Below are 22,712 nucleotides of genomic sequence, written 5' to 3'. Positions count from 1 at the left end.
CCGCCGTCAGCAACTGAGCTGGCTGCGCAGGGCGCGCAGCGTGCGCATCGGGCCGGTGACTTCGAGCATGTGGTCGCGCACCGTGACGGTGATGTCGCCGCTCTTCCATGCCGGCCAACGCGCCGCGTGCATGCAGTAGCGCACGGTGCCGGGGCCGCGTTCGTCCAGCGTATAACCGAGCCGCTCCATGGCATCGTCCAGTGTGCCGACCAGATGGCAGGCCGAGAAACGCGTCGTGACTTCGAACCGGCCGGGGAAGGTGCGGGCGACCGTCGGCAGCAGGCCGCCCAGCAGCACGGGTACGACGATGTAGCCGAGCGGCGCCGTCGGATCGATCAAGTGGAACGTCAGGACCAGCGCGGGGAGGCCCACCACCAGGCTCAGCCCAAGCAGCGTCAGGCGCTGCGCGGGGGAGGTGGGGAAGGGGCGATGCGGTCCCTTCCGGACGCGCTCGATCTCGGAAAACGTTACGCTTTTCATGGAAACTCCTTTCGGACACGTCGAAAACCTGCGCGTTGCACTGCCGTGCTGCGAGGCTCGCTGTACTACCCGTACAGCTCCGCTTCTTCCACGGCATTGCGGCCGCTCGCGACGGTTTTTCGAGACTCCCTTCGTTGAACGACGGCTGGGACCGGCCGCAACTCCATTTTGATCAAGCGCCTCCACGGTGGATTGACTTCCCTCAAATTTGCTTTTTCCGGAATGAATTATTTCGAAAAGGAAAATTCCTGAACGGGAGATTCTTTTCAACCCGGAAATGCGCGAAATTTGTGCGAGATCTAACGGTTAGTCATGCGCGACGAATTTAAGCTGTGCCGACGGATCGGTGTAAAGACACGCGTTCCTGGATAGCGAGTCCGATTAATCTCTCAACGGAACTGTCATGAAACTCAAATCTCTCGTTCTGGCCATGGTCGCGGGCGCGGCCCTCGTGGCGCAAGGCGCGGGTGCGGCGACGGTCAACCGCACGGCGCCGGTCGTCACGGTCGGCGACGGCCTGGGCGGCTTCAATGCGCATTTCGGCGATACGTTCGCGCAATCGACTACCGGCAGCACGTTCACCGACATCTTCACCTTCGACGTCGGCACGCCGTTCGACGCGGCCGCGTCGCTGACGTCGTCCTACCTGAACACACCGCAGACCAAGGACCTCCTGATCACCGGCCTTTCCCTGTATCGCTACGACCCGGTCACGAAGACCATGCAGGGCACGGCGATTGCCGGCATCGACGGGACCGGAACCGGTGCCGATGCGCCCGATTCCTGGTCGCTGAGCGGTTATGGGTTGACGAGAGGTTCCTACGCGATCCAGGTGGACGGCCAGGTGCGCGGCGTCGGCGGCGGGGCGTTCGCGGCCGACCTGACGATCGCGCCGGTGCCGGAGCCGCAGACCTGGGGCATGCTGCTGGCCGGCCTGGGCGTGTTGACGACGCTGGCATGGCGCCGGCGCCAGCCCGCGCGCGTGCACGCGGATGGCCGGCGCGGATAAGAATCAGCGCACGCGCCGGTACAGGCGGAAGCGTTCGTCGCGGTCGGATGGGCGGCGGCCTTCCCACAGCAGCGTCCAGTCGCGTCCTCGGAAGGGGAGCGCAGCACCGCCGCGTACCAGCGCGCCGTTCTGCATCGGGCCGATAGGGACGGGCACTTTCTGGCCGACGCTGTCTTGAAGCAGCAGGAAGCTGCACGTGCCGCCGTCGACCGGGGCGAAGGGCAAGTGGCCGAAATACGCGAACGACGCGCGCTGGGCCGGACCGATGTTGGTGTCGATGCAATCGGCGTCGGCCGGCAGGCGCGCGGCAATCTGCTGGGCCACGCTGGCGTAGCTCTTGCCGTAGTTCAGGTCGGGCAGGAACAGCGTCATCAGCAGCACCCACAGCAGGATCAGGCCGCCCGACGACAGCACCACGGCGCGCCACAGCACGGACGGCTGGCGCGACAGGCGCCAGTGCACGAGAAAGATCCAGCCGATCGTCGTCGCGGCCGCGACGAGGAAGGCGACGATGCCGAATTCCGGCCGGAAGCCCGGCACCAGCTTGAGGGCGTTCTTGGCCAGCTGCGCGGGCCAGCCCGTCAGCTTGGCGATCCAGAACATCCAGACGAGCCCGCCCAGCAGGGTCAGCACCATCACGGAGAACCAGTCGATCGCATTGATCGCGCCGCGCTTCATCGTCGGCAGGCCGAACGCGGCCATCAATGCCATCGGCGGCAGCAGTTTCAGCAAGTCGCCGCTCTCCGGCACGGGGTCGCACAGGATCACGAGCGCCAGCACGCCGACGAAGCAGGTCGGCAGGATGATGTGCAGCATCCCGTGCTGGCGGCGCCAGGCCCAGGCGGCCCAGGCCGCGAACGGCCAGGCCGGCCAGAAATACCAGATGCCGACGCGGCAGAAGGCCTTGATCGCATGCCAGCCCGGCACGCCCAGCTGGTCGGCGTTCCAGGCCAGCCAACCGCTGACAGGCGACAGGCCGTACGGATGCGCCAAGGTGGCCGGTAGGGCCCACAGGAGCGTGATCAGGAGGGCTGTGCCGGTGGCCTGGCCGAGGTGGCGCAGCGTCGGTGACGGCGGCAGCTTGAGGAAGCGGGTGCACAGGTAGAGCGCGGCCAGCAGGGCCAGCGACGGGGCGAAGCCGCGTGTCAGGGTAAGCAGCCCCAGTGTGGCGCCGACGAGCACGGCGTTACGCGGCGTGCTGTCTTCGATATAGCGTACGGAGCGGAACAGGAACCAGGACAGCAGCGCGCCCTGCAGCGTGACGGCCAGTGTCTCGTGGCTGTGCAGCAGCAGGCCGAGGCAGCCGAGATAGATCAGGACGGCCGTGTCGGCCAGCGTGCGTCCATAGTCGTCCGGCTCCGGCTGGCCACCGAAGGCCAGGCGCAGCGGCTGGGCTTCCGAGCGCCGGCCCAGGTGGAAGGCGGTGTGCCACAGCGATACCGTGCCCAGCACGAAGATGCCGATGGTCGACATGCGCGCCCCGAGCACGTCGCCCACGAGCCACCCGAACAGCTTGATGCACAGCGCCCCGAGCCAGAACGTCAGCGGCCCTTCGTCGGGCGAGGGCAGGCCGGCGATATTCGGCAACAGCCAGTCACGGATGCCGCCGTGCGCCATCGTCCACATGACGCCGAAGCTGGCGGCGTCATCCTTCCACGGATCGCGCCCGATGAGGCCCGGCAGGATGTACAACAGGCCGAGTGCATACAAAGCCCAGCGTGGCAGCGCGAGGGTGGCGGCGGCGGGAAGGCGGACGGGTTTCATCGATAGCGCGAAGTAATGCAATAAATTAATGTCGCGTAGTATAAGGGGACGGTGGAAAAGCGTCGCGGATGGCATTGCTACCAGGCGTAACGCGAAAAAAAAAGGAAGCCCGCAGGCTTCCTGGTGTTCGCTCGTCGGCGATTAGCCGTTGGCGACGCTGGTCTTCGAACCGACCGAGCCGAACTTCTGGCGGAATTTTTCAACGCGGCCAGCGGTGTCGACGATCTTGTGCTTGCCGGTAAAGAACGGGTGCGATTCAGCGGACACCTCGATCTTGACCAGCGGGTAATCTTTACCTTCGAAATTGATGGTTTCGCGGGTAGCGATGGTCGAACGGGTGATGAATTTGAAATCGCAGGACAGGTCGTGGAACACGACTTCGCGGTAATCCGGATGGATATCGGTCTTCATGGTTTTGCCTCGGTGTAGTTGGTAGCCAAACGGCACTTCGTCGGTCGACCTGCTTCTTGACCCGATTGCCGATCACTTGCCAGGGTTGGATACGGAACCGGCGATTATAAGCCAGCCGTGCCCCCAAGGCAACCGGTGCAGTTTCTACACCGTTCAGACGCCGTGTAGGCGCCCCAGCATGGTCAGGATCATGCCGGCGAAACCGATGACCATCGTGACGGCTGTTGCCGCCACCCATTTGCTCAGACGAGCGGCTTCGTCATGGATGTCGGTCTTCAGTTCGGCTTTCAGTTCGGAGAGGTCGGCTTTGTTGGGCAGCATGGTCATTGTCGTATCGAAGCGTGTTTCGAGGACAGTCAGCCGGCGGTCGAGCAGCAGATCCTTGTTGCGCTGCGCCGGAGCATCATGCAGTTCGGAAGGCATGTCGGTCTCCTTGGTGGTCTCGGTGCGGATTCTCCGCGCCGCGGCTACCCGGGGCTTGATCTAAACGAATCGTAGCGCATAAAGCAGAAAAGGCGAGTAAGACTCGCCTTTTCCGTTCGATGCCAGGGCTGGAGGATCAGCCGCCGCGACGCATCAGGTCGAAGAATTCGACGTTGTTCTTGGTCGCGCGCATCTTGTCGAGGATGAACTCCATCGCCTCGATCTCGTCCATCGAGTACAGCAGCTTACGCAGGATCCAGATCTTCTGCAGCTGGTCCGGCTTGATCAGCAGTTCCTCGCGGCGGGTGCCCGACTTGTTCAGGTTGATCGCCGGGTAGACGCGCTTCTCGGCCAGGCGGCGCTCGAGGTGCACTTCCATGTTGCCGGTGCCCTTGAATTCCTCGTAGATCACGTCGTCCATGCGCGAGCCGGTCTCGATCAGGGCGGTCGCGACGATGGTCAGCGAGCCGCCTTCCTCGACGTTACGGGCGGCGCCGAAGAAGCGCTTCGGACGCTGCAGCGCGTTGGCGTCGACACCGCCGGTCAGCACCTTGCCCGAGGCCGGGATCACGGTGTTGTAGGCGCGTGCCAGACGGGTGATCGAGTCCAGCAGGATCACGACGTCCTTCTTCATCTCGACGAGGCGCTTGGCCTTTTCCAGCACCATTTCCGCGACCTGCACGTGGCGGGTGGCCGGTTCGTCGAACGTCGACGCCACGACTTCGCCGCGCACCGAGCGCTGCATCTCCGTCACTTCCTCGGGACGTTCGTCGATCAGCAGCACGATCAGCGTGCAGTCCGGGTGGTTGGCGGTGATCGCGTGGGCGATGTGCTGCAGCATGACCGACTTGCCCGACTTCGGCGAAGCGACCAGCAGGCCGCGCTGGCCCTTGCCGATCGGCGAGATCAGGTCGACGATGCGGCCGGTGATGTTTTCCGCGCCGTTCATGTCGCGCTCAAGGCGCAGCGGCTCGTTCGGATGCAGCGGGGTCAGGTTTTCGAACAGGATGCGGTGCTTCGAGGCTTCCGGCGATTCGCCATTGACCTTGTCCACCTTCACCAGCGCGAAGTAGCGTTCGCCATCCTTGGGCGTGCGCACCTCGCCTTCGATCGAGTCACCCGTATGCAGGTTGAAGCGGCGGATCTGCGACGGCGAGATGTAGATGTCGTCGGTGGAAGCCATGTAGCTCGCATCCGGCGAACGCAGGAAACCGAACCCGTCCGGCAACACTTCGAGCGCACCGTCGCCGAAAATCTGTTCGCCTTGTTTCGCGCGCTTCTTGAGAATCGCGAACATCAGTTCTTGTTTGCGCAGGCGGGCTGCGTTGTCGATATCCAGGCTGATCGCCATCTCCAGAAGGGCGGAGACGTGCATTGCCTTCAGTTCAGATAAGTGCATGTGTCGGGTGTCCCGTGACGGGAATGTAAAGGTAGGGGAGGGGACTGCGTGGGTTAATCAAAGGATAGGATCGGAATCGATCGTCTACCCAGTCCGGAACAGGCGGCAGTGCGGGCGCGCTGCCGCCACCAATGGTATCAGATGTTGCTGTCGATGAAGGCGGTCAACTGGCCTTTGGCCATGGCACCGACCTTTTGGGCGGCTGCGACACCGTTTTTAAACAGGATCAGCGTCGGAATGCCGCGGATGCCGAACTTGGCCGGCACGGCCTGGTTCGCATCGACGTCCATCTTCGCGATCAGCAGCTTGCCATCGTATTCTTTCGCGACTTCTTCCAGGATCGGCGCGATCATCTTGCAGGGGCCGCACCACTCGGCCCAGAAGTCGACGAGGACCGGGCGCTCGGACTTCAGCACGTCGGTTTCGAAAGATGCATCGCTGATATGTTTGATGTTTTCGCTCATGTTTTCCTCAGTGAGAGGTAGGTCAATTAATGCCTGCAGGTCTTCGTGGACCTCTCGTCGATCCTGCTCGGTAGTGTCAGCCGGTTCCCGTACTTGTCAGACTGGCTTGCTGCACAAAGGTGGTGCCAATGTGTGCAATATTCAATAGTGGAAGAGCTGCAAGAGGATGTCAGGCGGGGTTTAATCGGAATAATAACCGATTTTTTTGGAACGTGTTCGTAAGCTTTGTACAAAATCTTAACATACGCGGCGATCCTGATTAACGTCAGCCATGATCGCGATTTTACGCCGGGTCGAACGGCATCGTCAGCCGACGCTGCCTGTGAACTTGTACAAATGTCCCGGGTGCCACATCGTCACGACCGAGGCCACCCGGCCGTTCGACGTGGTGCGGCGCTTGAGCACGAGGCACGACGTGCCGGGAGCGACGTCCAGCATGTCCGCCACCTCGCGCGGCGCCGGCAGCGCCTCGATGCTGTAGGTGGCGCCTTGCAGCGGCGCGGCCGTCATCAGGTGTTCGTTGGGCGTGATGCGCGAAAAATCCTGATCGAGGTAGGAAGGCGCGCAGGCCGGATTGACCCAGCGGTCCTCGACTTGGATCGGCCGGCCGTTCTCGTCGTGCACGATCAGCGAGTGAAACAGCGGCGTGCCGGGCGCCAGCTCGAACTGGCGCGCCAGCGCCTCGCCCGCCGGGCTTTGTTCCAGCAGGCGCGGATGGCTCGCATGCACGTGGCCGCGTGCGCGCACCTCGTCGGCGATGTTGCGGATCTCGACCAGCGTGGCCTGGTACTTCTGCGGCGCGACATAGGTGCCCGAACCCTGGCGGCGCGTGAGCACCTGTTCCGCCGTCAGTTCGCGCACGGCCCGGTTGACGGTCATGCGCGAGACGCCGAACTGGCGCACGAGCGCCTGCTCGGAGGGCACCAGGTCGCCTTCTTTCCAGCGGCCCGATGCGATTTCGCCGAGCAGGTAGTCCTTGATGCGCTGGAAAATGGGTGTACTGTCTTGCGCGATTTGTTCGTCCAAACTACTCTCCGAAAATCCTGGATGCCGCCGCGGCGATGAGAGGCGTTATTCTAGCATCGCGAATTCGAAAGCAAGACCCGAAGTGTTTGCCGCCACGCCGGCGCTTACGATGGGGCTATCGTGAATTGGGAGACCGAGATGAACACCGCCACCATCCGCCGAACCGAGACCGCACCTGCCGCCTACGCCACCGACGACGAGCGCTGGGCGGCCGTCGTCGCGCGCGCGCGCGACGCCGACGGCCGGTTTTATTATTCCGTGCGCAGCACGGGCGTGTACTGCCGGCCGTCGTGCCCGTCGCGCACGCCGCGCCGCGCCAACGTGGCCTTCCACGCGACGCCGGGCGATGCCGAGGCGGCGGGCTTCCGCGCCTGCCTGCGCTGCCGTCCGGACGCGCCGCCGCTGGCCGAACGCCAGGCCGACGCCGTCGCCAAGGCCTGCCGCCTGATCGAGGCCGCCGAGGAAGAACCGGACCTCGCCAGCCTGGCCGAGGCCTGCGGCATGAGCCGCTTCCACTTCCACCGCATCTTCAAGGCCCATACGGGCATCACGCCCAAGGCCTATGCGGCGGCGCGCCGGGCCGAGCGTCTGAAGCAGGGGCTCGCGCAGGCGGGCAGCGTCACCGCGGCCGCCTACGATGCCGGCTTCAATTCCAGCGGCCGCTTCTACGCCGCGTCGTCCGGCATGCTGGGCATGACGCCAAAACGCTATCGCGCGGGCGGCGGCGGGGAAGCCATCCGCTTCGCTGTGGCGCAATGCTCGCTGGGCGCGCTGCTTGTCGCCGCGACCGATAAGGGCATCTGCTGCATCCTGCTGGGCGACGATCCGGACGCGCTCGTGCGCGACCTGCAGGACCGCTTCCCGAAAGCGGAACTGATCGGCGCCGAACCCGGCTTCGAGCGCACGGTGGCCCAGGTCGTCGCCTTCGTCGAGGCGCCGCGCCTCGGCCTCGACCTGCCGCTGGACGTGCGCGGCACGGCGTTCCAGCAGCGCGTCTGGCAGGCGCTGCGCCAGATCCCGGCCGGGCAGACGGTCGGCTATGCCGAACTGGCCGCGCGCCTCGGCATGCCGCAGGGCGCACGCGCCATCGCGGGGGCGTGCGCCGCCAATCCGGTGGCGGTGGCGATTCCCTGTCACCGCGTCGTGCGCAATGACGGCTCGATCTCCGGCTACCGCTGGGGCGTCGACCGCAAGCACGCGCTGCTCCAGCGCGAGGCCAGCCAGGCGGACGAGGTCGAGGCATGACGGACGTCGACCGCATGGCGGGCATCGACTGGGACCGCGTCGGCGACGACCTCGATGCGTTCGGCTGCGCCGTGCTGCCGTCGCTGCTGGACTCGGGCCAGTGCGCGCAATACGCGGCCGGTTACGCGGACGAGGCGCTGTTCCGCAGTCGCGTCGTGATGGAGCGCCACGGTTTCGGGCGGGGCGAGTACCGCTATTACGCCTACCCGCTGCCGCCCGGTCTTGCGGACCTGCGCACGGCCCTGTATCCGCCGCTGGCGCGCATCGCCAACCGCTGGCAGGCCGCGCTCGGCCTTCCCGACCGCTATCCGGACGCGCATGCGGACTACCTCGCGCGCTGCCATGCGGCCGGCCAGCTGCGGCCGACGCCCCTGCTGCTGCAATACGGTTCGGGCGACTACAACTGCCTGCACCAGGACCTGTACGGCGACTTCGTGTTCCCGCTGCAGGTGGCCGTGCTGCTGGCGCGTCCCGGGGTGGATTTCAGCGGCGGCGAATTCGTCCTGACGGAACAGCGACCGCGCATGCAATCGCGCGCCGAGGTGGTGCCGCTGGGGCAGGGCGACGCCGTCGTCTTCCCCGTGCACACGCGCCCCGTCAACGGCACGCGCGGCGTCTACCGGGTCAACATGCGGCACGGCGTCAGCCGGGTGCGCAGCGGCCGGCGGCATACGCTCGGCATCATCTTCCACGACGCCAGCTAAACACCGGGGTCAGAGCCCGATTTTTGGAAATTGTTCCAGCGCTTTTTCTGGCGTCGTCCCTCTCGGTGCTGCGGTGCCGAGAGGACGATGGCCATTGCTGGCATCTCTGATTTCTGCGATGAGTTGCTCGGGGAATGCCTCTTCACATAGCTGCCTGTATGCAGCTTGACGGGCGATCGTTTCACGATGCAGGCGCAAATAAGCGAGATGCGGTTTGACCAGCGGACTCTCCTGTCCAAGGGCATTTATTCGGTAACTGGACCAAGGATAGTGTTCCGGCTTGTCCACCATCCGCGCACGGACAGGATTGAGCTCGATGTAGCGCTGGCATGCCAGAAAATATTGCTCGTCAAGCACCAGGCAAGAACGAAAGCGGCCTTCCCACAAGGTGCCCGTACGCGTATGGCGACGGTTGAAGTATTGCACGTAACGTTGGCCCAAGCGCCGCATCAGTACACTGGCGCCATGCTCATCATCTGGCGAAAAGAGTAAATGCGCGTGGTTGGTCATCAGTGCGTAGGCATGCAGAGTACAACCGCAGTCGTATGCGCATTCACGCAGCATGTCGAGATAGACCAGATAGTCGCTCCGGCAGGTGAAGCACGGAAGCCGATTGTTTCCTCGCTGGATGACATGGAGTGGTACCGACGGCAGGACAAGGCGGCGCGGACGTGGCATGGCGAAAGCGGAAAGCGGAAAGCGACGAAAAACGAGACGATACAGAATCGTCGTCCGACCGGCGGCGAGCAAGATCAACTGTGCAGGTGTATCTGGACCATTTGCATGCGGAACTTTCCAAAAATCGGGCTCTGACCCCGGTTTTGGTTTACGAAATCCGCCAAGTGGCAAAGAATTTTTACCGGGCTTTGGATATGCATATGTTTCAGTCGTAACATCGACCTACCTGCGTCAAGCAGGCATGACAACGATAATCCAACGGAGACAACCATGAGCGTATCGCGCCGCCTGTTCCTGGCCGCCCTTGGTGCGGCCGGCCTGGCCGGCGGGGGCCTGGCCCGGGCCGGGAACCTGCCGCAACCCCTCGTCGTCTACGAAGACGAATTGAAGAACGGCTTCCAGAACTGGAGCTGGGCCAAGACGCAGTTGGCCGTCCCGATCGGCAACGGCAAGCCGATCCGCGTCGAAGGCGATCCGTGGAGCGCCCTCGCGTTGCACCACGATCCGTTTTCCACCGAGGGGTACAGCAAGCTGACCTTCGTCATCAACGGCGGCAGGGACGGCGGCCAGACCCTGATGGTCAAGGCCATGGCCGACGGCAAAGCGATCGAGGCAGACTACGTCATCCAGCCCAAGGCGAAGACGTGGGCCGTCGTCGAGGTGCCGCTCAAGGACATCGACGCGGCCGGCAAGACCATCGACGCCATCCTCTGGCAGGGCCAGGGCAACGCCTACCCGCCGTACTACATCACGCGCATCCAGTTCGAGTGAACGCGCGCCGTCAGGGCAGTTCGTTGCCCGAGAACGGGTCGATCGAGTAGGGGTATACCGTGCCCAGGAAGCCCGGCTGCGCCCGCACGCCGGCTATCCAGCGGACGATGCCGGGATAGTCTTCCAGCGCGAGCCCGGCTTCGTCGGACCGGTGCACGTAGGCGAACAGCGACATGTCGGCGATCGTGTACGCGGCGCCCGCGATGAACGGGCGCTGCGCCAGTTCGCGGTCGAGGATCGCCAGCGCCTTGTGCGCGACGAGGCGCAGGCGGTCGACCAGCGCCGGCGCGCGCCGCGCCAGCTTGCCCGTCAGCCTCCAGTGGCGCAAGGTGGCGATCGATGCCACGTGGTCCTGCTCGAACGACAGCCATTACTGCACCTTCGCCTGGCCGAAGGCATCCTCCGGCAGATACGGCGTGCCGTGCGCGAGGTACGTCAGGATGGCGTTCGACTCGGCCAGCGTGCGGCCGTCGGACAGGCGCAGCGCCGGCACCGCGCCGGTCGGACTCACGGCCAGGAATTCGGGACGCTGGCCTTCGCCTTCGAAGATGCGCACGATCTCCGTGCGGTAGGGCAGGTCGAGGTGGTTCAGCAGCAGGCGGACTTTCCAGGCATTCTGCGAGGGCAGGTAATCGTACAGGGTGATCATCGTTCATCTCCAATCGTCGGACCACGATTGGACCACCGTACAAAGCGTCGCACCCTCCGGTTCTTGCGATCGAACCGTGGCCCGGCGATTGACCACAATATAAATTTCGATACACTCTGTTTCTTGCTATTGAACCGTACCGCGGTTCAACCACAACGAGAACGGAGACCCCGATGCGCCTGCGCCACAAGCACACAAGGCACACCCTGATCGCCCTGGCCCTCACCGCCGCCACGGCCCACGCCACCACCGTCATCGACAATGCCAACGGCTACACGCTGAACGCGAAGGGCGACGTCGTCCAGTTCGCGTCGCTCGCGTTCGACGACGCCGGCCGCATCCTCGCCGTCGGCACCGCCGCGGACGTGGCGGCGAAGGCGCCGCAGGCGAAGCACGTCGACATGGCCGGCCGCACCGTGCTGCCGGGCCTGATCGATGCGCACGGCCACGTGTTCGGCCTGGGCGAAATGCTGACGCAGCTCGACTTGTCGGCCACGACGTCGCTGCCGCAGGCGCTGGCCGCCATCGGCGACTATGCGCGCGCCAACGGCGAGCGCGCGTGGGTGCGCGGGCGCGGGTGGAACCAGGAAAACTGGAAGCTGGGCCGCTTCCCGACGGCGCAGGAACTCGATGGCGTCGTGGCCGATCGCCCCGTCTGGCTGGAGCGCGTCGACGGCCACGCCGGCTGGGCCAACGGCCGCGCGCTGGCGCTGGCCGGCATCACGGACAAGACGCCCGATCCGGTGGGCGGCAAGATCGTGCGCGACGCCGCCGGTCACGCGACGGGCGTGCTGGTCGACGCCGCGCAGGCCATGATCCAGGAGGTGCTGCCGCAACCGACGGAGCAGGAAGCCCGCACGATGCTCGACCGCGCCTTGGCCAGGATGGCCAGCGTCGGCCTCACGAGCGCGCACGACGCGGGCATTGGCGTCGGCCAGGACCGGCTGTACCGCGACTACGCCGACCACGGCAAGCTGACGGCGCGCATCTACGCGATGATCGGGGGCACCGGGGCGGACTTCGACCAGCTGTCGAAAAGCGGCCCGCTGAACGCCTACGGCCACGACATGTACGCGCTGCGCGCCGTGAAGCTGTATGCCGACGGCGCGCTGGGCAGCCGCGGTGCCGCGCTGCTGGCGCCGTACACGGACGACCCGCATTCGCACGGCCTGCTGTTCCACTCGAACGGGGAAATCGACGCGATGATCGCCAAGGCCATGAAGAAGGGCTACCAGGTCAACGTGCACGCGATCGGCGATGCCGGCAACCGCCAGATCCTCGACACGTTCGCGAAAGAGATCCCGGCCAATCACGCACAAGCGCTGCGCCACCGCATCGAACACGCCCAGGTCGTGACCCTGGCCGACATCCCGCGATTCAAAAGCATCGGCATCATCCCGTCGATGCAGCCGACGCATGCGACGTCCGACAAGAACATGGCCGAGCAGCGTATCGGCCCCGAGCGCATCAAGGGCGCGTACGCGTGGCGGACGTTCCTGGCGCAGGGCTCGCGCATCGCGTGCGGCTCCGATTTTCCGGTCGAGGCGCCGAATCCGTTCTTCGGCATCCACGCGGCCGTCACGCGCCAGGACGCGGCCGGCAACCCGATCGCCGGCTGGTATCCCGAGCAGGAGATGTCCTTGAAGGAGGCGTTCCGCTGCTTCACGCTGGACGCGGCGTACGCCGGCCATCAGGAAAACACGCTAGGCTCGCTCGAAGCGGGCAAGTACGCGGATTTCATCGTGATCGACCGCGACATGTTCAAGATGTCGCCGTACGACATCCACCAGATCGGCGTGCTGGAAACGTGGGTGGGCGGCCGCCAGGTCTACCGCAAGCCATGACATCGACATTGGGAGGAAATGCATTGAAAGGCATCGTCGCCGCTCTCGCTCTCGCCGCCCTGTCCCCGGCGTTCGCCCAGCAGGGCAGCCCGTCCTACGCCCGCATGGTCGTCATCGTGCCCAAGCCCGGCCAGGCCGACGCGTTCGAAAAAGGCTACGAGCGGCACCTGCAATGGCACCGGGGCGCGAAGGACACGTGGACGTGGTATGGCTGGACCTTCGTGCTGGGCAACCGCATCAACTTGTTCATGGACGGCACGTTCGGCCACGCGGCCGCCGACTTCGACGCGGCCGTGCAGCCCGCGGCCGACGCCGCCGACAACAACGTGAACGTGGCGCCGTACGCGGACTTCGTCAGCCACGGCATCTACCAGCGGGTCGATGCGATGAGCACGGGCGAGCCGCTGCCGGACGCGTCGCCTTTTCTCTCCATGACGACGTACCACATCCGTCCCGGCCAGGAAGCCGCGTTCGAGCAGGCGGTGGCGCGCGAGCGCGGCACGGCGGCGCGCCAGACGTGGTACCGGCTGCAGGCCGGCGGCGAGGTGCCGCAATACGTGCTGATGCGCGCCGTGCCGACGTTCGGCGCGGCCGCCACGCTGGGGACGCCATATCCACTGTCCGGCCTCGTCGACCGGGTGGACAATGAATTGCTGCGCTACCGTCCGAATCTGAGTTATCGCCCTTGACGTAGTTGTATAGACAACTTAGACTTTCAGGAATGCGGGCGCCTGTGCGTCCCGCGCATCCTTATCGAGGAGTCTGTCATGACCAAAGTCTCTCCCGCCGGTGATCCGCGTTTCGATCCCACCCGCGTCATCCGCGCCCCGCGCGGCAGCGAGCTCACTTGCAAGAACTGGCTGACCGAAGCGGCCTACCGCATGCTGCAGAACAACCTGGATGCCGAGGTGGCGGAGAACCCGCAAGGCCTCGTCGTGTACGGCGGCATCGGCCGCGCGGCGCGCGACTGGGCCTGCTTCGACCAGATCCTCGCGTCGCTGCGCGAACTGGACGACGACCAGACCTTGCTGATCCAGTCCGGCAAGCCGGTCGGCGTGTTCCAGACGCATCCCGACGCCCCGCGCGTGCTGCTCGCGAACTCGAACCTCGTGCCGAAATGGGCGACGTGGGAGCACTTCAATGAACTCGACCGCAAAGGCCTGTTCATGTACGGCCAGATGACGGCCGGCAGCTGGATCTATATCGGCACGCAGGGCATCGTGCAGGGCACGTACGAGACATTCGCCGAAGCCGGGCGACAGCACTTCGGAGGCGACATGGCGGGGCGCTGGATCCTGACCGCGGGCCTGGGCGGCATGGGCGGCGCGCAGCCGTTGGCCGCCACGTTCGCCGGCGCCGTGTCGTTGACGATCGAATGCCAGCAAAGCAGCATCGATTTCCGCCTGCGCACCCGCTACCTGGACAAGCAGGCGCGCGACATCGACGAGGCGCTGGCCATGGTCGCGCAGCACAAGGACAAGCGCGAAGCGGTCTCCATCGGCCTGCTCGGCAATGCGGCCGAGATCTTGCCGGAACTCGTGCGGCGCGCACAAGCCGGCGGCCTCGTGCCGGACGTCGTCACGGACCAGACGTCCGCCCACGACCTGATCCACGGCTACCTGCCGCGCGGCTGGACCGTCGAACAATGGCTGGCGGCGCAGCGCGACCCCGCGCAGCACGGGCTGCTGAAGCAGGCCGCGGCCGAATCGTGCGCCGTGCACGTGCAGGCGATCCTCGACTTCAAGGCGCTGGGCGCGCACGCCGTCGACTACGGCAACAACATCCGCCAGGTCGCGTTCGACCAGGGCGTCAGGAATGCCTTCGACTTCCCCGGCTTCGTGCCGGCGTATATCCGCCCGCAGTTCTGCGAAGGCCGCGGTCCGTTCCGCTGGGTCGCACTGTCCGGCGATCCGGAAGACATCTATAAAACCGACGCGAAGATCAAGGAACTCTTCCCGCAGCACGCGCGCGTGCACCGCTGGCTCGACATGGCGCGCGACCGCATCGCCTTCCAGGGCCTGCCGGCGCGCATCTGCTGGCTGGGCCTCGGCGAACGCCACCTGGCCGGCCTCGCGTTCAACGAGATGGTGCGCACGGGCGAATTGAAAGCGCCGATCGTGATCGGGCGCGACCACCTGGACACCGGCTCCGTCGCGAGCCCGAACCGCGAGACGGAAGCCATGCGCGACGGCACCGACGCCGTCTCCGACTGGCCGCTGCTGAACGCCATGCTGAACACGGCGGGCGGCGCGACGTGGGTGTCGCTGCACCACGGCGGCGGCGTCGGCATGGGCTATTCGCAGCATGCGGGCGTCGTCATCGTGGCCGACGGCACCGAGGCCGCGGATAAACGCCTGGCCCGCGTCCTCGTCAACGATTGCGCCTCGGGCGTCATGCGTCATGCGGATGCCGGCTACGAACTCGCGATCGAAACGGCGAAACGCTTCGGCCTGCGCCTGCCGATGATCAAGTAAGACTGCTAGCGACACCACGACACCATGACTCAAGCACATCACCTCATCCTGCAACCGGGCGCATTGTCCCTGAACGACCTGCGCGCGGTCTGGAGCGCCCCCGGCGCATTGACCCTGGCGCCGGAAGCCTACGCCGCCATCGAAAAGTCGGCCGCGACGGTGCAGGGCATCGTCGCCAAGGGCGATCCGGCCTACGGCATCAACACGGGCTTCGGCATCCTGGCCAAGCGCCACATTCCGCAGGCCCAGCTCGAACAGCTGCAGCAGAACCTGATCCTGTCCCACGCCGTCGGCACCGGCGAATACCTGCCGGACCACGTCGTGCGCCTGATCCTGCTCACCAAGATCGGCAGCCTGGCGCGCGGCTATTCCGGGGTGCGGCCGCTGATCGTCGACACCCTGATCGCGCTGTACAACGCCGGCATCATGCCCGCGATCCCGTGCCAGGGCTCGGTGGGCGCGTCCGGCGACCTCGCGCCGCTGGCGCACATGACGCTCGCGATGCTGGGCGTCGGCCAGGTGCGCATGCGCGGCGAGATCATGGACGCGCGCACCGCGCTGGCGGCGGCCGGCATCGAACCGGTCGTGCTGGCGGCGAAGGAAGGCCTCGCCCTCATCAACGGCACGCAGGTGTCGACGGCGCTGGCGCTGCATGGCCTGTTCCTGGCCGAGCGCCTGCTGGAGGCGGCGATGGTGGCGGGCAGCCTGTCGCTGGACGCCGCGCGCGGCAGCGACGCGCCGTTCGACCCGCGCGTGCACGAAGTGCGCGGCCAGCCGGGCCAGATCGCGGCGGCGAAGATTTATCGCCAGCTGGTGGCGGGCAGCGCGATCCGCGCGTCTCACCTCGTCGGCGACGAGCGCGTGCAGGACCCGTACAGCCTGCGCTGCCAGCCGCAGGTCATGGGCGCCGTGATGGACCTGATCGCCCAGGCCGGCCGCACGCTGTTGATCGAGTCGAACGCGGTGACCGATAATCCGCTCGTGTTCCCGGACTCGGGCGAAGTGATTTCTGGCGGCAATTTCCATGCGGAACCAGTCGCCTTCGCGGCCGACACGCTGGCGCTGGCCATCGCCGAGATCGGCGCGCTGGCCGAGCGCCGCATCGCGCTGCTGATCGATTCCACCTTGTCCGGCCTGCCGCCGTTCCTCGTGCGTGAGCCGGGCGTCAACTCCGGCTTCATGATCGCGCACGTGACGGCGGCCGCGCTGGCGTCGGAAAACAAGTCGCTGGCGCATCCGGCCAGCGTCGACAGCCTGCCGACGTCCGCGAACCAGGAAGACCATGTCAGCATGGCGACATTCGCGGCGCGCCGTCTCGGCCAGATGGCGCACAATACGGGTGTCATCGTCGGCATCGAGCTGCTGGCGGCGGCCCAGGGGATCGAATTCCACCGCCCGCTGACGAGCTCCAGCCACCTGGAACACGTTCATGCAAAATTGCGCGAACACGTGCCGGCGTTCGACGAAGACCGGTTCTTCGCGCCGGACATCGAGGCGGCGCGCCGGATGGTGATGGAAGGCGAATTGTCGGCCGCGTGCAAGGACTTGTTCGCCGCGCTGCACTGATAGAACGAAATCACTAAGCAGGAGTCACGATGGATTTCAGGTTCAAGCCAGGTTCGGTGCCGCTGCTGCTGTCGATGCCGCACGCCGGCACCGACATTCCCGACGACATCGCGGCGACCATGGCGCCGTGCGCGCTGGTCCGGGCCGACACGGACTGGCACCTGCCCGACCTGTACGCGTTCGCGGACGGCATCGGCGCCTCGACCCTGTCGGCCCGCTGGTCGCGCTACGTCATCGACCTGAACCGCCCGCCCGAGGACACGAATCTGTACCCGGGCCAGGACACGACGCGCCTGTGCCCCGTCGACACGTTCGCGCGCGAGCGCCTGTACCAGGACGGCCGCGAGCCGGATGCCGACGAGATCGAACGGCGCCTCGACTTGTACTGGCGGCCTTACCACCGGCAGCTGCGCGCGGAACTCGATCGCCTGCTCGCGCTGCACGGCCAGGTGGTGCTGTGGGATGCGCATTCGATCGCGTCCGTCGTCCCGCGCTTCTTCGACGGCCGCCTGCCCGACCTGAACTTCGGCACGGCCGACGGCCGGTCGTGCTCGCTGCAGCTGCAGGGCGAGATGATGCGCGTGGCGGAATCCCAGGACCGCTTTTCCTTCGTCTTCAACGGCCGCTTCAAGGGCGGCCACATCACGCGCTTCTACGGCAATCCGGCGGCCGGCGTGCACGCGATCCAGCTCGAGATGTGCCAGAGTCTGTACATGAACGAAGCGCCCACTTTCGATTACCAGCCCGACGTCGCCGGCAAGGTGCAGCCGCTGTTGCGCGAATTGCTGGAGCATGCGATCGCCTGGGCGCGCGCGGGAGGCCACGCGTGAACGCCCTGTTCGCGCGCCACGCGCTGCTGGCCGAGGGCTGGCAGCGGGACGTGCTGCTCGAATGGGACGTGCGCGGCGACCTGACGAAGGCCGCACCGGACGCCTCGCCGCCGCTCGGCGTGGCGCGCGTGGACTACGTCCTGCCGGGCATGATCAACCTGCATTCGCATGCGTTCCAGCGCGTGATCGGCGGACTGACGGAGCGCGCGGAAAGTGGACCTGACCGCAGCCCCGACAGCTTCTGGACGTGGCGCGACCTGATGTACCGCGTCGCCAACCGCATCACGCCCGAGCAGATGGAGGCCGTCGCCGCGCAGCTGTACGCGGAATGCCTGCGCCACGGCTACACGGCCGTCTGCGAATTTCATTACGTGCAGCGGGCACCGGGCGGCCACGTCTACGGCCAGCCGGCCGAGACGGCGCAGCGCATCGCCCAGGCCGCGCACGAATCGGGCATCGGCGTGACCCTGCTGCCCGTGATGTATGCCTACGCGGGCTTCAACGACACGCCCTTGCGTCAGGACCAGGAACGCTTCCGCACCGATCCGGCGCAGGTGCTGCGCATCGTCGAAGCGCTCGAACCGCTGCGCGGTCCCCAGCTGGAAGTGGGCGCGGCGCCCCATTCGCTGCGCGCCGTGTCGGCCGCCCAGCTGCGCGAGCTGGCGCAGGCGCTGCCGGCCGGGCGGCCGCTGCACATCCACATCGCCGAGCAGCAGCTCGAAGTGGCGCAGTGTGTCGAGGCGACCGGCATGCGTCCCGTGGATTACCTGATGCAGCAAGTCGGCGTCGACGCGCGCTGGTGCCTCGTGCATGCGACGCATTTGTCGGACGGCGAGCGCGACCGGCTCGCGGCCAGCGGCGCCGTCGCGGGCCTGTGTCCGACGACGGAAGCGAACCTGGGCGACGGCCTGTTCCCGCTGGCGCCGTACATCGCGGCGGGCGGGCGCTTCGGCATCGGCAGCGACAGCCACGTGTCGCAGAGCCCGGTCGAAGAATTGCGCTGGCTGGAATACGGCCAGCGCCTCGCGCTCCAGCGCCGGAACATCGCCGTGCACGGCGACGAGCGCGACGTCGCCGGCTTCCTGTGGCGCCAGGCGCTGCTGGGCGGCGCGCAGGCGGCCGGGCGCCGTCTCGGCGTGCTGACCCCGGGCCGCCGCGCCGACCTGCTCGTGCTGGACAGCGCGCACCCGAACCTGGACGGCGTGCCGCCGCACGAAGTGCTCGGCCGCTTCCTGTTCAGCGGCAACGACAATCTCGTGCGCGACGTGCTGGCCGGCGGTCATTGGGTGGTGCAGGGCGGCCGCCACAAGGCGCAGGATGCGATCGCGCAGCGCTACAAGGCCGCAGCGCGTACACTGCACGCACATTGATTCCAACGACGATGAGGGGCAAGCCATGACGATGCTGATTCCGTATGCAGGCCTCGAACCGGTGTCGTGGAAGAACGGCGGCGGCAGTACGACCGAGATCGCCGTGTTCCCGCCGGACGCCGACTTCGAAACCTTCGACTGGCGCGTGAGCCTGGCCACGATCGCGAACGACGGCCCGTTCTCCGTCTTTCCCGGCGTCGAGCGCACGCTGGTGCTGGTCGACGGGCATGGCATGACGCTCGAGATCGACGGCGCGCCCACCTTGCTGTCGAAGGCCGAGCCGGTCGCCGCGTTCGACGGCGAATCGCGTGTGGAAGCCAAGCTGAATCGCGGCCCCAGCACCGACTTCAACGTGATGACCCGCACCGACCGCTGCTGGCACCGCTTCGGCCGCCGCCAGCTGGACGGCGACTCCACGTTCGTCGCGCGCGCCGACGTCACCGTGCTGTTCCTGGCCGAAGGCGACAGCCTCGAACTCTGCAGCGACGACCAGCGCATCAACCTCGTGCGCTTCGACGCCGTCGTGATCGACCCCGACACCACGTGGAAGCTGCGGGCGGAGCAGGGCGTCATCTTCATCGTCGACATCCAGTACTACGACGACGAGAACGATCTGGAAGACGAGGACGGCATGTATGAGTGAACAGGCCGATGTCCTGTACACGAACGCGCGCCTGGCCACGCTGGCGGACGGCTACGGCGTCAATGAGGATGGCGCCGTGGCCGTGCGCGCCGGACGCATCGCCTGGGTGGGACCGCGTCGCGATGCCCCGCCGGCCGCGACCACCCACGATTGCGGCGGCCTCTGGCTGACGCCCGGCCTCGTCGACTGCCACACGCACGTCGTCTACGCGGGCAACCGCAGCGACGAATGGGAAGCGCGCCTGAACGGCGCCACCTATGAAGACATCGCGCGGGCGGGCGGCGGCATCATGTCGACCGTGCGCGCCACCCGTGCGGCATCGGAGGACGATTTATTCAGCGCCAGCCTGCCGCGCATCCGGGCCCTGCTGGCCGAGGGCGTGACGACATTGGAGATCAAGTCCGGCTACGGCCTCGATCTCGATACGGAAGCGAAGATGCTGCGCGTGGCGCGCCGCGTCGGCGAGCTGTTGCCGGTGGACGTGTGCACGACGTTCCTCGGCGCGCACGCGCTGCCGCCCGAGTACGCGGGCCGCGCCGACGACTACATCGACATGCTGTGCAGCGAGATGTTGCCGGCGCTGGCCGCGCAAGGTCTCGTGGATGCCGTCGATGCGTTCTGCGAGCGCATCGGCTTCTCGCACGACCAGACGGCGCGCGTGTTCGACGTGGCGCAGCGCCTCGGCCTGCCCGTGAAGCTGCATGCGGAGCAGTTGTCGGACCAGGGCGGGGCGGCGCTCGTGGCGCGGTATGGCGGGCTGTCGGCCGATCACCTCGAGTGGCTGTCGCCCGACGGCGTGGCCGCGATGGCGCGCGCGGGTACCGTCGCCGTGTTGCTGCCCGGCGCCTATTACTTCCTGCGCGAGACGCGCATGCCGCCGCTCGCGCAGCTGCGCGACGCGGGCGTGCCGCTGGCCGTCGCCACCGACTGCAATCCGGGCACGTCGCCCATGACGTCGCTGCTGCTGGCGATGAACATGGCGTGTACGCTGTGGCGCCTGACGCCGCTGGAAGCCCTGCGCGGCGTGACTGTCAACGCGGCGCGCGCGCTGGGCCGCGCGGATGCCGGCACGCTCGAAGCCGGCAAACGCGCCGACTTCGCCCTGTGGGACATCGCCCGCCCGGCCGACCTGGCGTATGCGATCGGTGCGAATCCGTGCCGCGGCGTCGTCCGTGCCGGCGTGTGGCGCGATCGGGTATCCTGACCGCTCATCCACAACGCCATCGGAAACCGCATGCTGAGATTCGCCATGCTGGTGCTCGCCTGCGCCGGCATCCTGTCGTCCGTGCACGCCGGGGACACCCTGCGCGTGGGCTCCAAGCGCTTTACCGAGTCCTACATCCTGGGCGAAATCCTCACCCAGACGGCCGCGCGCACGGGACCTGCCGAGCATAAACAGGGAATGGGCAACACGGCCATCGTGCTGGGTGCGCTGCGCTCGGGCGCGATCGACGTTTATCCCGAATACCTGGGCACGATCGATCTGGAAATCCTCAAGAATCAGGCGCCGACGTCGCTCGATGCCATGCGCGCGGCGCTGCGTCCGCTGGGCCTGGGCGTGGCCGTGCCGCTGGGCTTTTCCAACGGTTATGCGCTGGCCGTGCGCGGCGATGTCGATCTGCGCCGCCTGTCCGACCTGGCGGCCCATCCGGAGGTGAAAATCGGGCTGTCGCATGAATTCCTCGGGCGCGCGGACGGCTGGCCCGGCCTCGCGCGGCGCTACGGCCTGACGCAGCAACCGCGCGGCCTGGACCACGGCATCGCCTACGAGGCGCTGGCGCAGCGGCAGGTCGATGCCATCGATATCTATTCGACGGACGCCAAGATCCGCCAGTACGGCTTGCGCGTGCTGGACGACGATAAGCACTATTTTCCGCGCTACGACGCCGTGTTGTTGTACCGGCTCGATGTGCCGCAGCGGTTTCCGCAAGCCTGGCGTGCCATCGAAAAATTGGAAGGCAGCATCAACGCCGACGACATGATCGCCATGAATGCGGCGGCCGAGCTGGATGGGCAGGGCTTTGCCGCCATCGCACGTGCGTGGTTGGCCCATGATGCGCCGTCCACCGCGCGCGACGGCCTGCTCGCCAAAACCTTTGGCAATGGCTTTATCAACCTCGCGCGCCAACATGTGCTGCTGGTCGTCTTTGCCGTCCTGCTCGGTTGCGTCGCCGGCATTCCGCTCGGCATCGTGGCCGCGCTCGTGCCGCGCCTGCGCCAGGCCGTGCTGGCCGTGGCGGGCGTGCTGCAGACGGTGCCGTCGCTGGCGCTGCTGGCGATCCTGATCCCGCTGCTCGGCCGCATCGGCACCGTCCCGGCCCTCGTCGCCCTGTGCGCCTACGCGTTGCTGCCCATCGTGCGCAATACGTGCACGGGGCTGCTGGAAGTGCCGTCCGGCCTGCGCACGGCGGCGCTGGCGCTGGGGCTGACCCGGTGGCAATCGCTGGTGCAGGTCGAGCTGCCGCTGGCCGCGCCGACCATCCTGGCCGGCATCAAGACGGCGGCCGTGATGAGCGTCGGCACGGCAACCATCGCCGCCTTCATCGGCGCCGGCGGCTTCGGCGAGCGCATCACGACGGGCCTCGCGCTGAACGACAACGACATGCTGCTGGCCGGTGCGATTCCGGCGGCGTTGCTGGCCTTGCTGACGCAGGCGACCTTCGAACTGGGCGAGCGCCTGCTGGCGCGCGGACGCTACAGGGATTGAAGCTTGGAGCGGGTGGTCGAGATCGCGCGGTGCAGGATGCGTTCCGCGTGAAAATCGTTTTCGCGCTGGACGGCGATCGCGTGCAGGCTGCGGGTGTACGTGTCGATACGGGAACGCAGCCAGGCCCGGTAGACCCATCTGGTAATCGACATGCTGTGCGGTTTTGTTGGCGTTTTCATGTCCGTGTCCTCGTGATTGACCACATTGTCCCGCTCGACGCGTTCTTGAATTTGTGATCACTCAATCGGGCCCGGC

General features: G+C 66.6%; 24 protein-coding genes. 13 read left to right on the top strand and 11 right to left on the bottom strand.

Annotation, left to right across the window (positions count from 1 at the left end):
- Positions 1 to 6: 6 nt before the first annotated feature.
- Positions 7 to 480: a hypothetical protein gene (locus BVG12_RS16790; protein ID WP_075793401.1), complete on the bottom strand. Its 474-nt coding sequence runs from the start codon at positions 478 to 480 to the stop codon at positions 7 to 9.
- Positions 481 to 883: 403 nt separating this feature from the next.
- Between BVG12_RS16790 and BVG12_RS16785 the strand changes: the two genes are divergently transcribed.
- Positions 884 to 1,489: an FxDxF family PEP-CTERM protein gene (locus BVG12_RS16785; RefSeq protein ID WP_083685123.1), complete on the top strand. Its 606-nt coding sequence runs from the start codon at positions 884 to 886 to the stop codon at positions 1,487 to 1,489.
- Between the two features lie 3 nt (positions 1,490 to 1,492).
- Here the strand turns inward: BVG12_RS16785 and BVG12_RS16780 are convergent, their stop codons facing one another.
- From BVG12_RS16780 to hutC, 6 genes are all read right to left on the bottom strand, one after another.
- Positions 1,493 to 3,253, bottom strand: a complete 1,761-nt coding sequence (locus BVG12_RS16780; protein WP_075793400.1) for an ArnT family glycosyltransferase — start codon at positions 3,251 to 3,253, stop codon at positions 1,493 to 1,495.
- A gap of 141 nt (positions 3,254 to 3,394) precedes the next feature.
- On the bottom strand, positions 3,395 to 3,664 hold the full coding sequence (locus tag BVG12_RS16775; protein WP_036236125.1) for a type B 50S ribosomal protein L31: 270 nt from the start codon (positions 3,662 to 3,664) through the stop codon (positions 3,395 to 3,397).
- 153 nt (positions 3,665 to 3,817) lie between these two features.
- Positions 3,818 to 4,087 (bottom strand): hypothetical protein, encoded by a 270-nt coding sequence (locus tag BVG12_RS16770; protein WP_075793399.1) that lies wholly within the window; start codon positions 4,085 to 4,087, stop codon positions 3,818 to 3,820.
- A gap of 136 nt (positions 4,088 to 4,223) precedes the next feature.
- Positions 4,224 to 5,486 carry a transcription termination factor Rho gene (gene rho / locus BVG12_RS16765; protein ID WP_036236120.1) on the bottom strand — a complete coding sequence of 421 codons (1,263 nt, stop codon included), beginning with the start codon at positions 5,484 to 5,486 and terminating at the stop codon, positions 4,224 to 4,226.
- 137 nt (positions 5,487 to 5,623) lie between these two features.
- Positions 5,624 to 5,950: a thioredoxin TrxA gene (gene trxA / locus BVG12_RS16760; protein WP_036236119.1), complete on the bottom strand. Its 327-nt coding sequence runs from the start codon at positions 5,948 to 5,950 to the stop codon at positions 5,624 to 5,626.
- A gap of 306 nt (positions 5,951 to 6,256) precedes the next feature.
- Positions 6,257 to 6,976, bottom strand: a complete 720-nt coding sequence (hutC, locus tag BVG12_RS16755; protein WP_156895657.1) for a histidine utilization transcriptional repressor HutC — start codon at positions 6,974 to 6,976, stop codon at positions 6,257 to 6,259.
- A gap of 138 nt (positions 6,977 to 7,114) precedes the next feature.
- Between hutC and ada the strand changes: the two genes are divergently transcribed.
- Positions 7,115 to 8,221 (top strand): bifunctional DNA-binding transcriptional regulator/O6-methylguanine-DNA methyltransferase Ada, encoded by a 1,107-nt coding sequence (gene ada, locus BVG12_RS16750; RefSeq protein ID WP_075793398.1) that lies wholly within the window; start codon positions 7,115 to 7,117, stop codon positions 8,219 to 8,221.
- Positions 8,218 to 8,925 (top strand): 2OG-Fe(II) oxygenase, encoded by a 708-nt coding sequence (locus BVG12_RS16745; protein ID WP_075793397.1) that lies wholly within the window; start codon positions 8,218 to 8,220, stop codon positions 8,923 to 8,925. The genes ada and BVG12_RS16745 overlap by 4 nt, the downstream gene beginning before the upstream one ends.
- 9 nt (positions 8,926 to 8,934) lie before the next feature.
- Here the strand turns inward: BVG12_RS16745 and BVG12_RS16740 are convergent, their stop codons facing one another.
- A complete protein-coding gene (locus tag BVG12_RS16740; RefSeq protein ID WP_156895656.1) occupies positions 8,935 to 9,675 on the bottom strand; it encodes a transposase in 741 nt (246 codons plus the stop codon).
- A 198-nt stretch (positions 9,676 to 9,873) separates the two neighbouring features.
- Between BVG12_RS16740 and BVG12_RS16735 the strand changes: the two genes are divergently transcribed.
- Complete coding sequence (locus BVG12_RS16735) at positions 9,874 to 10,374, top strand: hypothetical protein (RefSeq protein ID WP_075793396.1); 501 nt, start codon at positions 9,874 to 9,876, stop codon at positions 10,372 to 10,374.
- A 10-nt stretch (positions 10,375 to 10,384) separates the two neighbouring features.
- On the opposite strand, the gene BVG12_RS34840 is transcribed toward BVG12_RS16735, so the two are convergent.
- A complete protein-coding gene (locus BVG12_RS34840; RefSeq protein WP_218921060.1) occupies positions 10,385 to 10,720 on the bottom strand; it encodes a glutathione S-transferase C-terminal domain-containing protein in 336 nt (111 codons plus the stop codon).
- A gap of 24 nt (positions 10,721 to 10,744) precedes the next feature.
- The gene (locus tag BVG12_RS34835) at positions 10,745 to 11,023 is read right to left on the bottom strand and encodes a glutathione S-transferase family protein (RefSeq protein ID WP_218921059.1); all 279 of its coding nucleotides are present in this window, start codon (positions 11,021 to 11,023) and stop codon (positions 10,745 to 10,747) included.
- Positions 11,024 to 11,196: 173 nt separating this feature from the next.
- On the opposite strand from BVG12_RS34835, the gene BVG12_RS16725 reads away from it, so the two are divergent.
- The 9 genes from BVG12_RS16725 to BVG12_RS16685 all read left to right on the top strand — a co-directional run bounded on the left by BVG12_RS16725 (position 11,197) and on the right by BVG12_RS16685 (position 22,457).
- On the top strand, positions 11,197 to 12,867 hold the full coding sequence (locus tag BVG12_RS16725; RefSeq protein WP_075793395.1) for an amidohydrolase: 1,671 nt from the start codon (positions 11,197 to 11,199) through the stop codon (positions 12,865 to 12,867).
- 23 nt (positions 12,868 to 12,890) lie between these two features.
- Positions 12,891 to 13,556, top strand: coding sequence for a hypothetical protein (locus tag BVG12_RS16720; protein WP_075793394.1), 666 nt, complete (start codon positions 12,891 to 12,893; stop codon positions 13,554 to 13,556).
- Between the two features lie 78 nt (positions 13,557 to 13,634).
- A complete protein-coding gene (gene hutU, locus BVG12_RS16715) occupies positions 13,635 to 15,341 on the top strand; it encodes a urocanate hydratase (RefSeq protein ID WP_075793393.1) in 1,707 nt (568 codons plus the stop codon).
- A 24-nt stretch (positions 15,342 to 15,365) separates the two neighbouring features.
- Positions 15,366 to 16,907, top strand: a complete 1,542-nt coding sequence (gene hutH / locus BVG12_RS16710; protein WP_075793392.1) for a histidine ammonia-lyase — start codon at positions 15,366 to 15,368, stop codon at positions 16,905 to 16,907.
- Positions 16,908 to 16,936: 29 nt separating this feature from the next.
- The gene (hutG, locus tag BVG12_RS16705; protein WP_075793391.1) at positions 16,937 to 17,737 is read left to right on the top strand and encodes an N-formylglutamate deformylase; all 801 of its coding nucleotides are present in this window, start codon (positions 16,937 to 16,939) and stop codon (positions 17,735 to 17,737) included.
- The gene (locus tag BVG12_RS16700) at positions 17,734 to 19,107 is read left to right on the top strand and encodes a formimidoylglutamate deiminase (protein WP_075793390.1); all 1,374 of its coding nucleotides are present in this window, start codon (positions 17,734 to 17,736) and stop codon (positions 19,105 to 19,107) included. Before hutG ends, BVG12_RS16700 begins: the two co-directional genes overlap by 4 nt.
- A 25-nt stretch (positions 19,108 to 19,132) precedes the next feature.
- Positions 19,133 to 19,750: a HutD/Ves family protein gene (locus BVG12_RS16695; RefSeq protein ID WP_075793389.1), complete on the top strand. Its 618-nt coding sequence runs from the start codon at positions 19,133 to 19,135 to the stop codon at positions 19,748 to 19,750.
- Positions 19,743 to 20,954, top strand: coding sequence for an imidazolonepropionase (gene hutI, locus BVG12_RS16690; RefSeq protein ID WP_075793388.1), 1,212 nt, complete (start codon positions 19,743 to 19,745; stop codon positions 20,952 to 20,954). The genes BVG12_RS16695 and hutI overlap by 8 nt, the downstream gene beginning before the upstream one ends.
- A 30-nt stretch (positions 20,955 to 20,984) precedes the next feature.
- Positions 20,985 to 22,457 carry an ABC transporter permease/substrate-binding protein gene (locus tag BVG12_RS16685; RefSeq protein ID WP_083685120.1) on the top strand — a complete coding sequence of 491 codons (1,473 nt, stop codon included), beginning with the start codon at positions 20,985 to 20,987 and terminating at the stop codon, positions 22,455 to 22,457.
- On the opposite strand, the gene BVG12_RS34065 is transcribed toward BVG12_RS16685, so the two are convergent.
- Positions 22,445 to 22,636 carry a hypothetical protein gene (locus BVG12_RS34065; RefSeq protein ID WP_156895655.1) on the bottom strand — a complete coding sequence of 64 codons (192 nt, stop codon included), beginning with the start codon at positions 22,634 to 22,636 and terminating at the stop codon, positions 22,445 to 22,447. The two genes, BVG12_RS16685 and BVG12_RS34065, sit on opposite strands and share 13 nt — an antisense overlap.
- Positions 22,637 to 22,712: the final 76 nt, after the last annotated feature.

It is taken from the genome of Massilia putida (assembly GCF_001941825.1).
GTDB classification, from domain to species: domain Bacteria; phylum Pseudomonadota; class Gammaproteobacteria; order Burkholderiales; family Burkholderiaceae_D; genus Telluria; species Telluria putida.
Note: the sequence above shows the minus strand (reverse complement) of the source record. Positions and strands in the feature narration are given on the sequence as shown.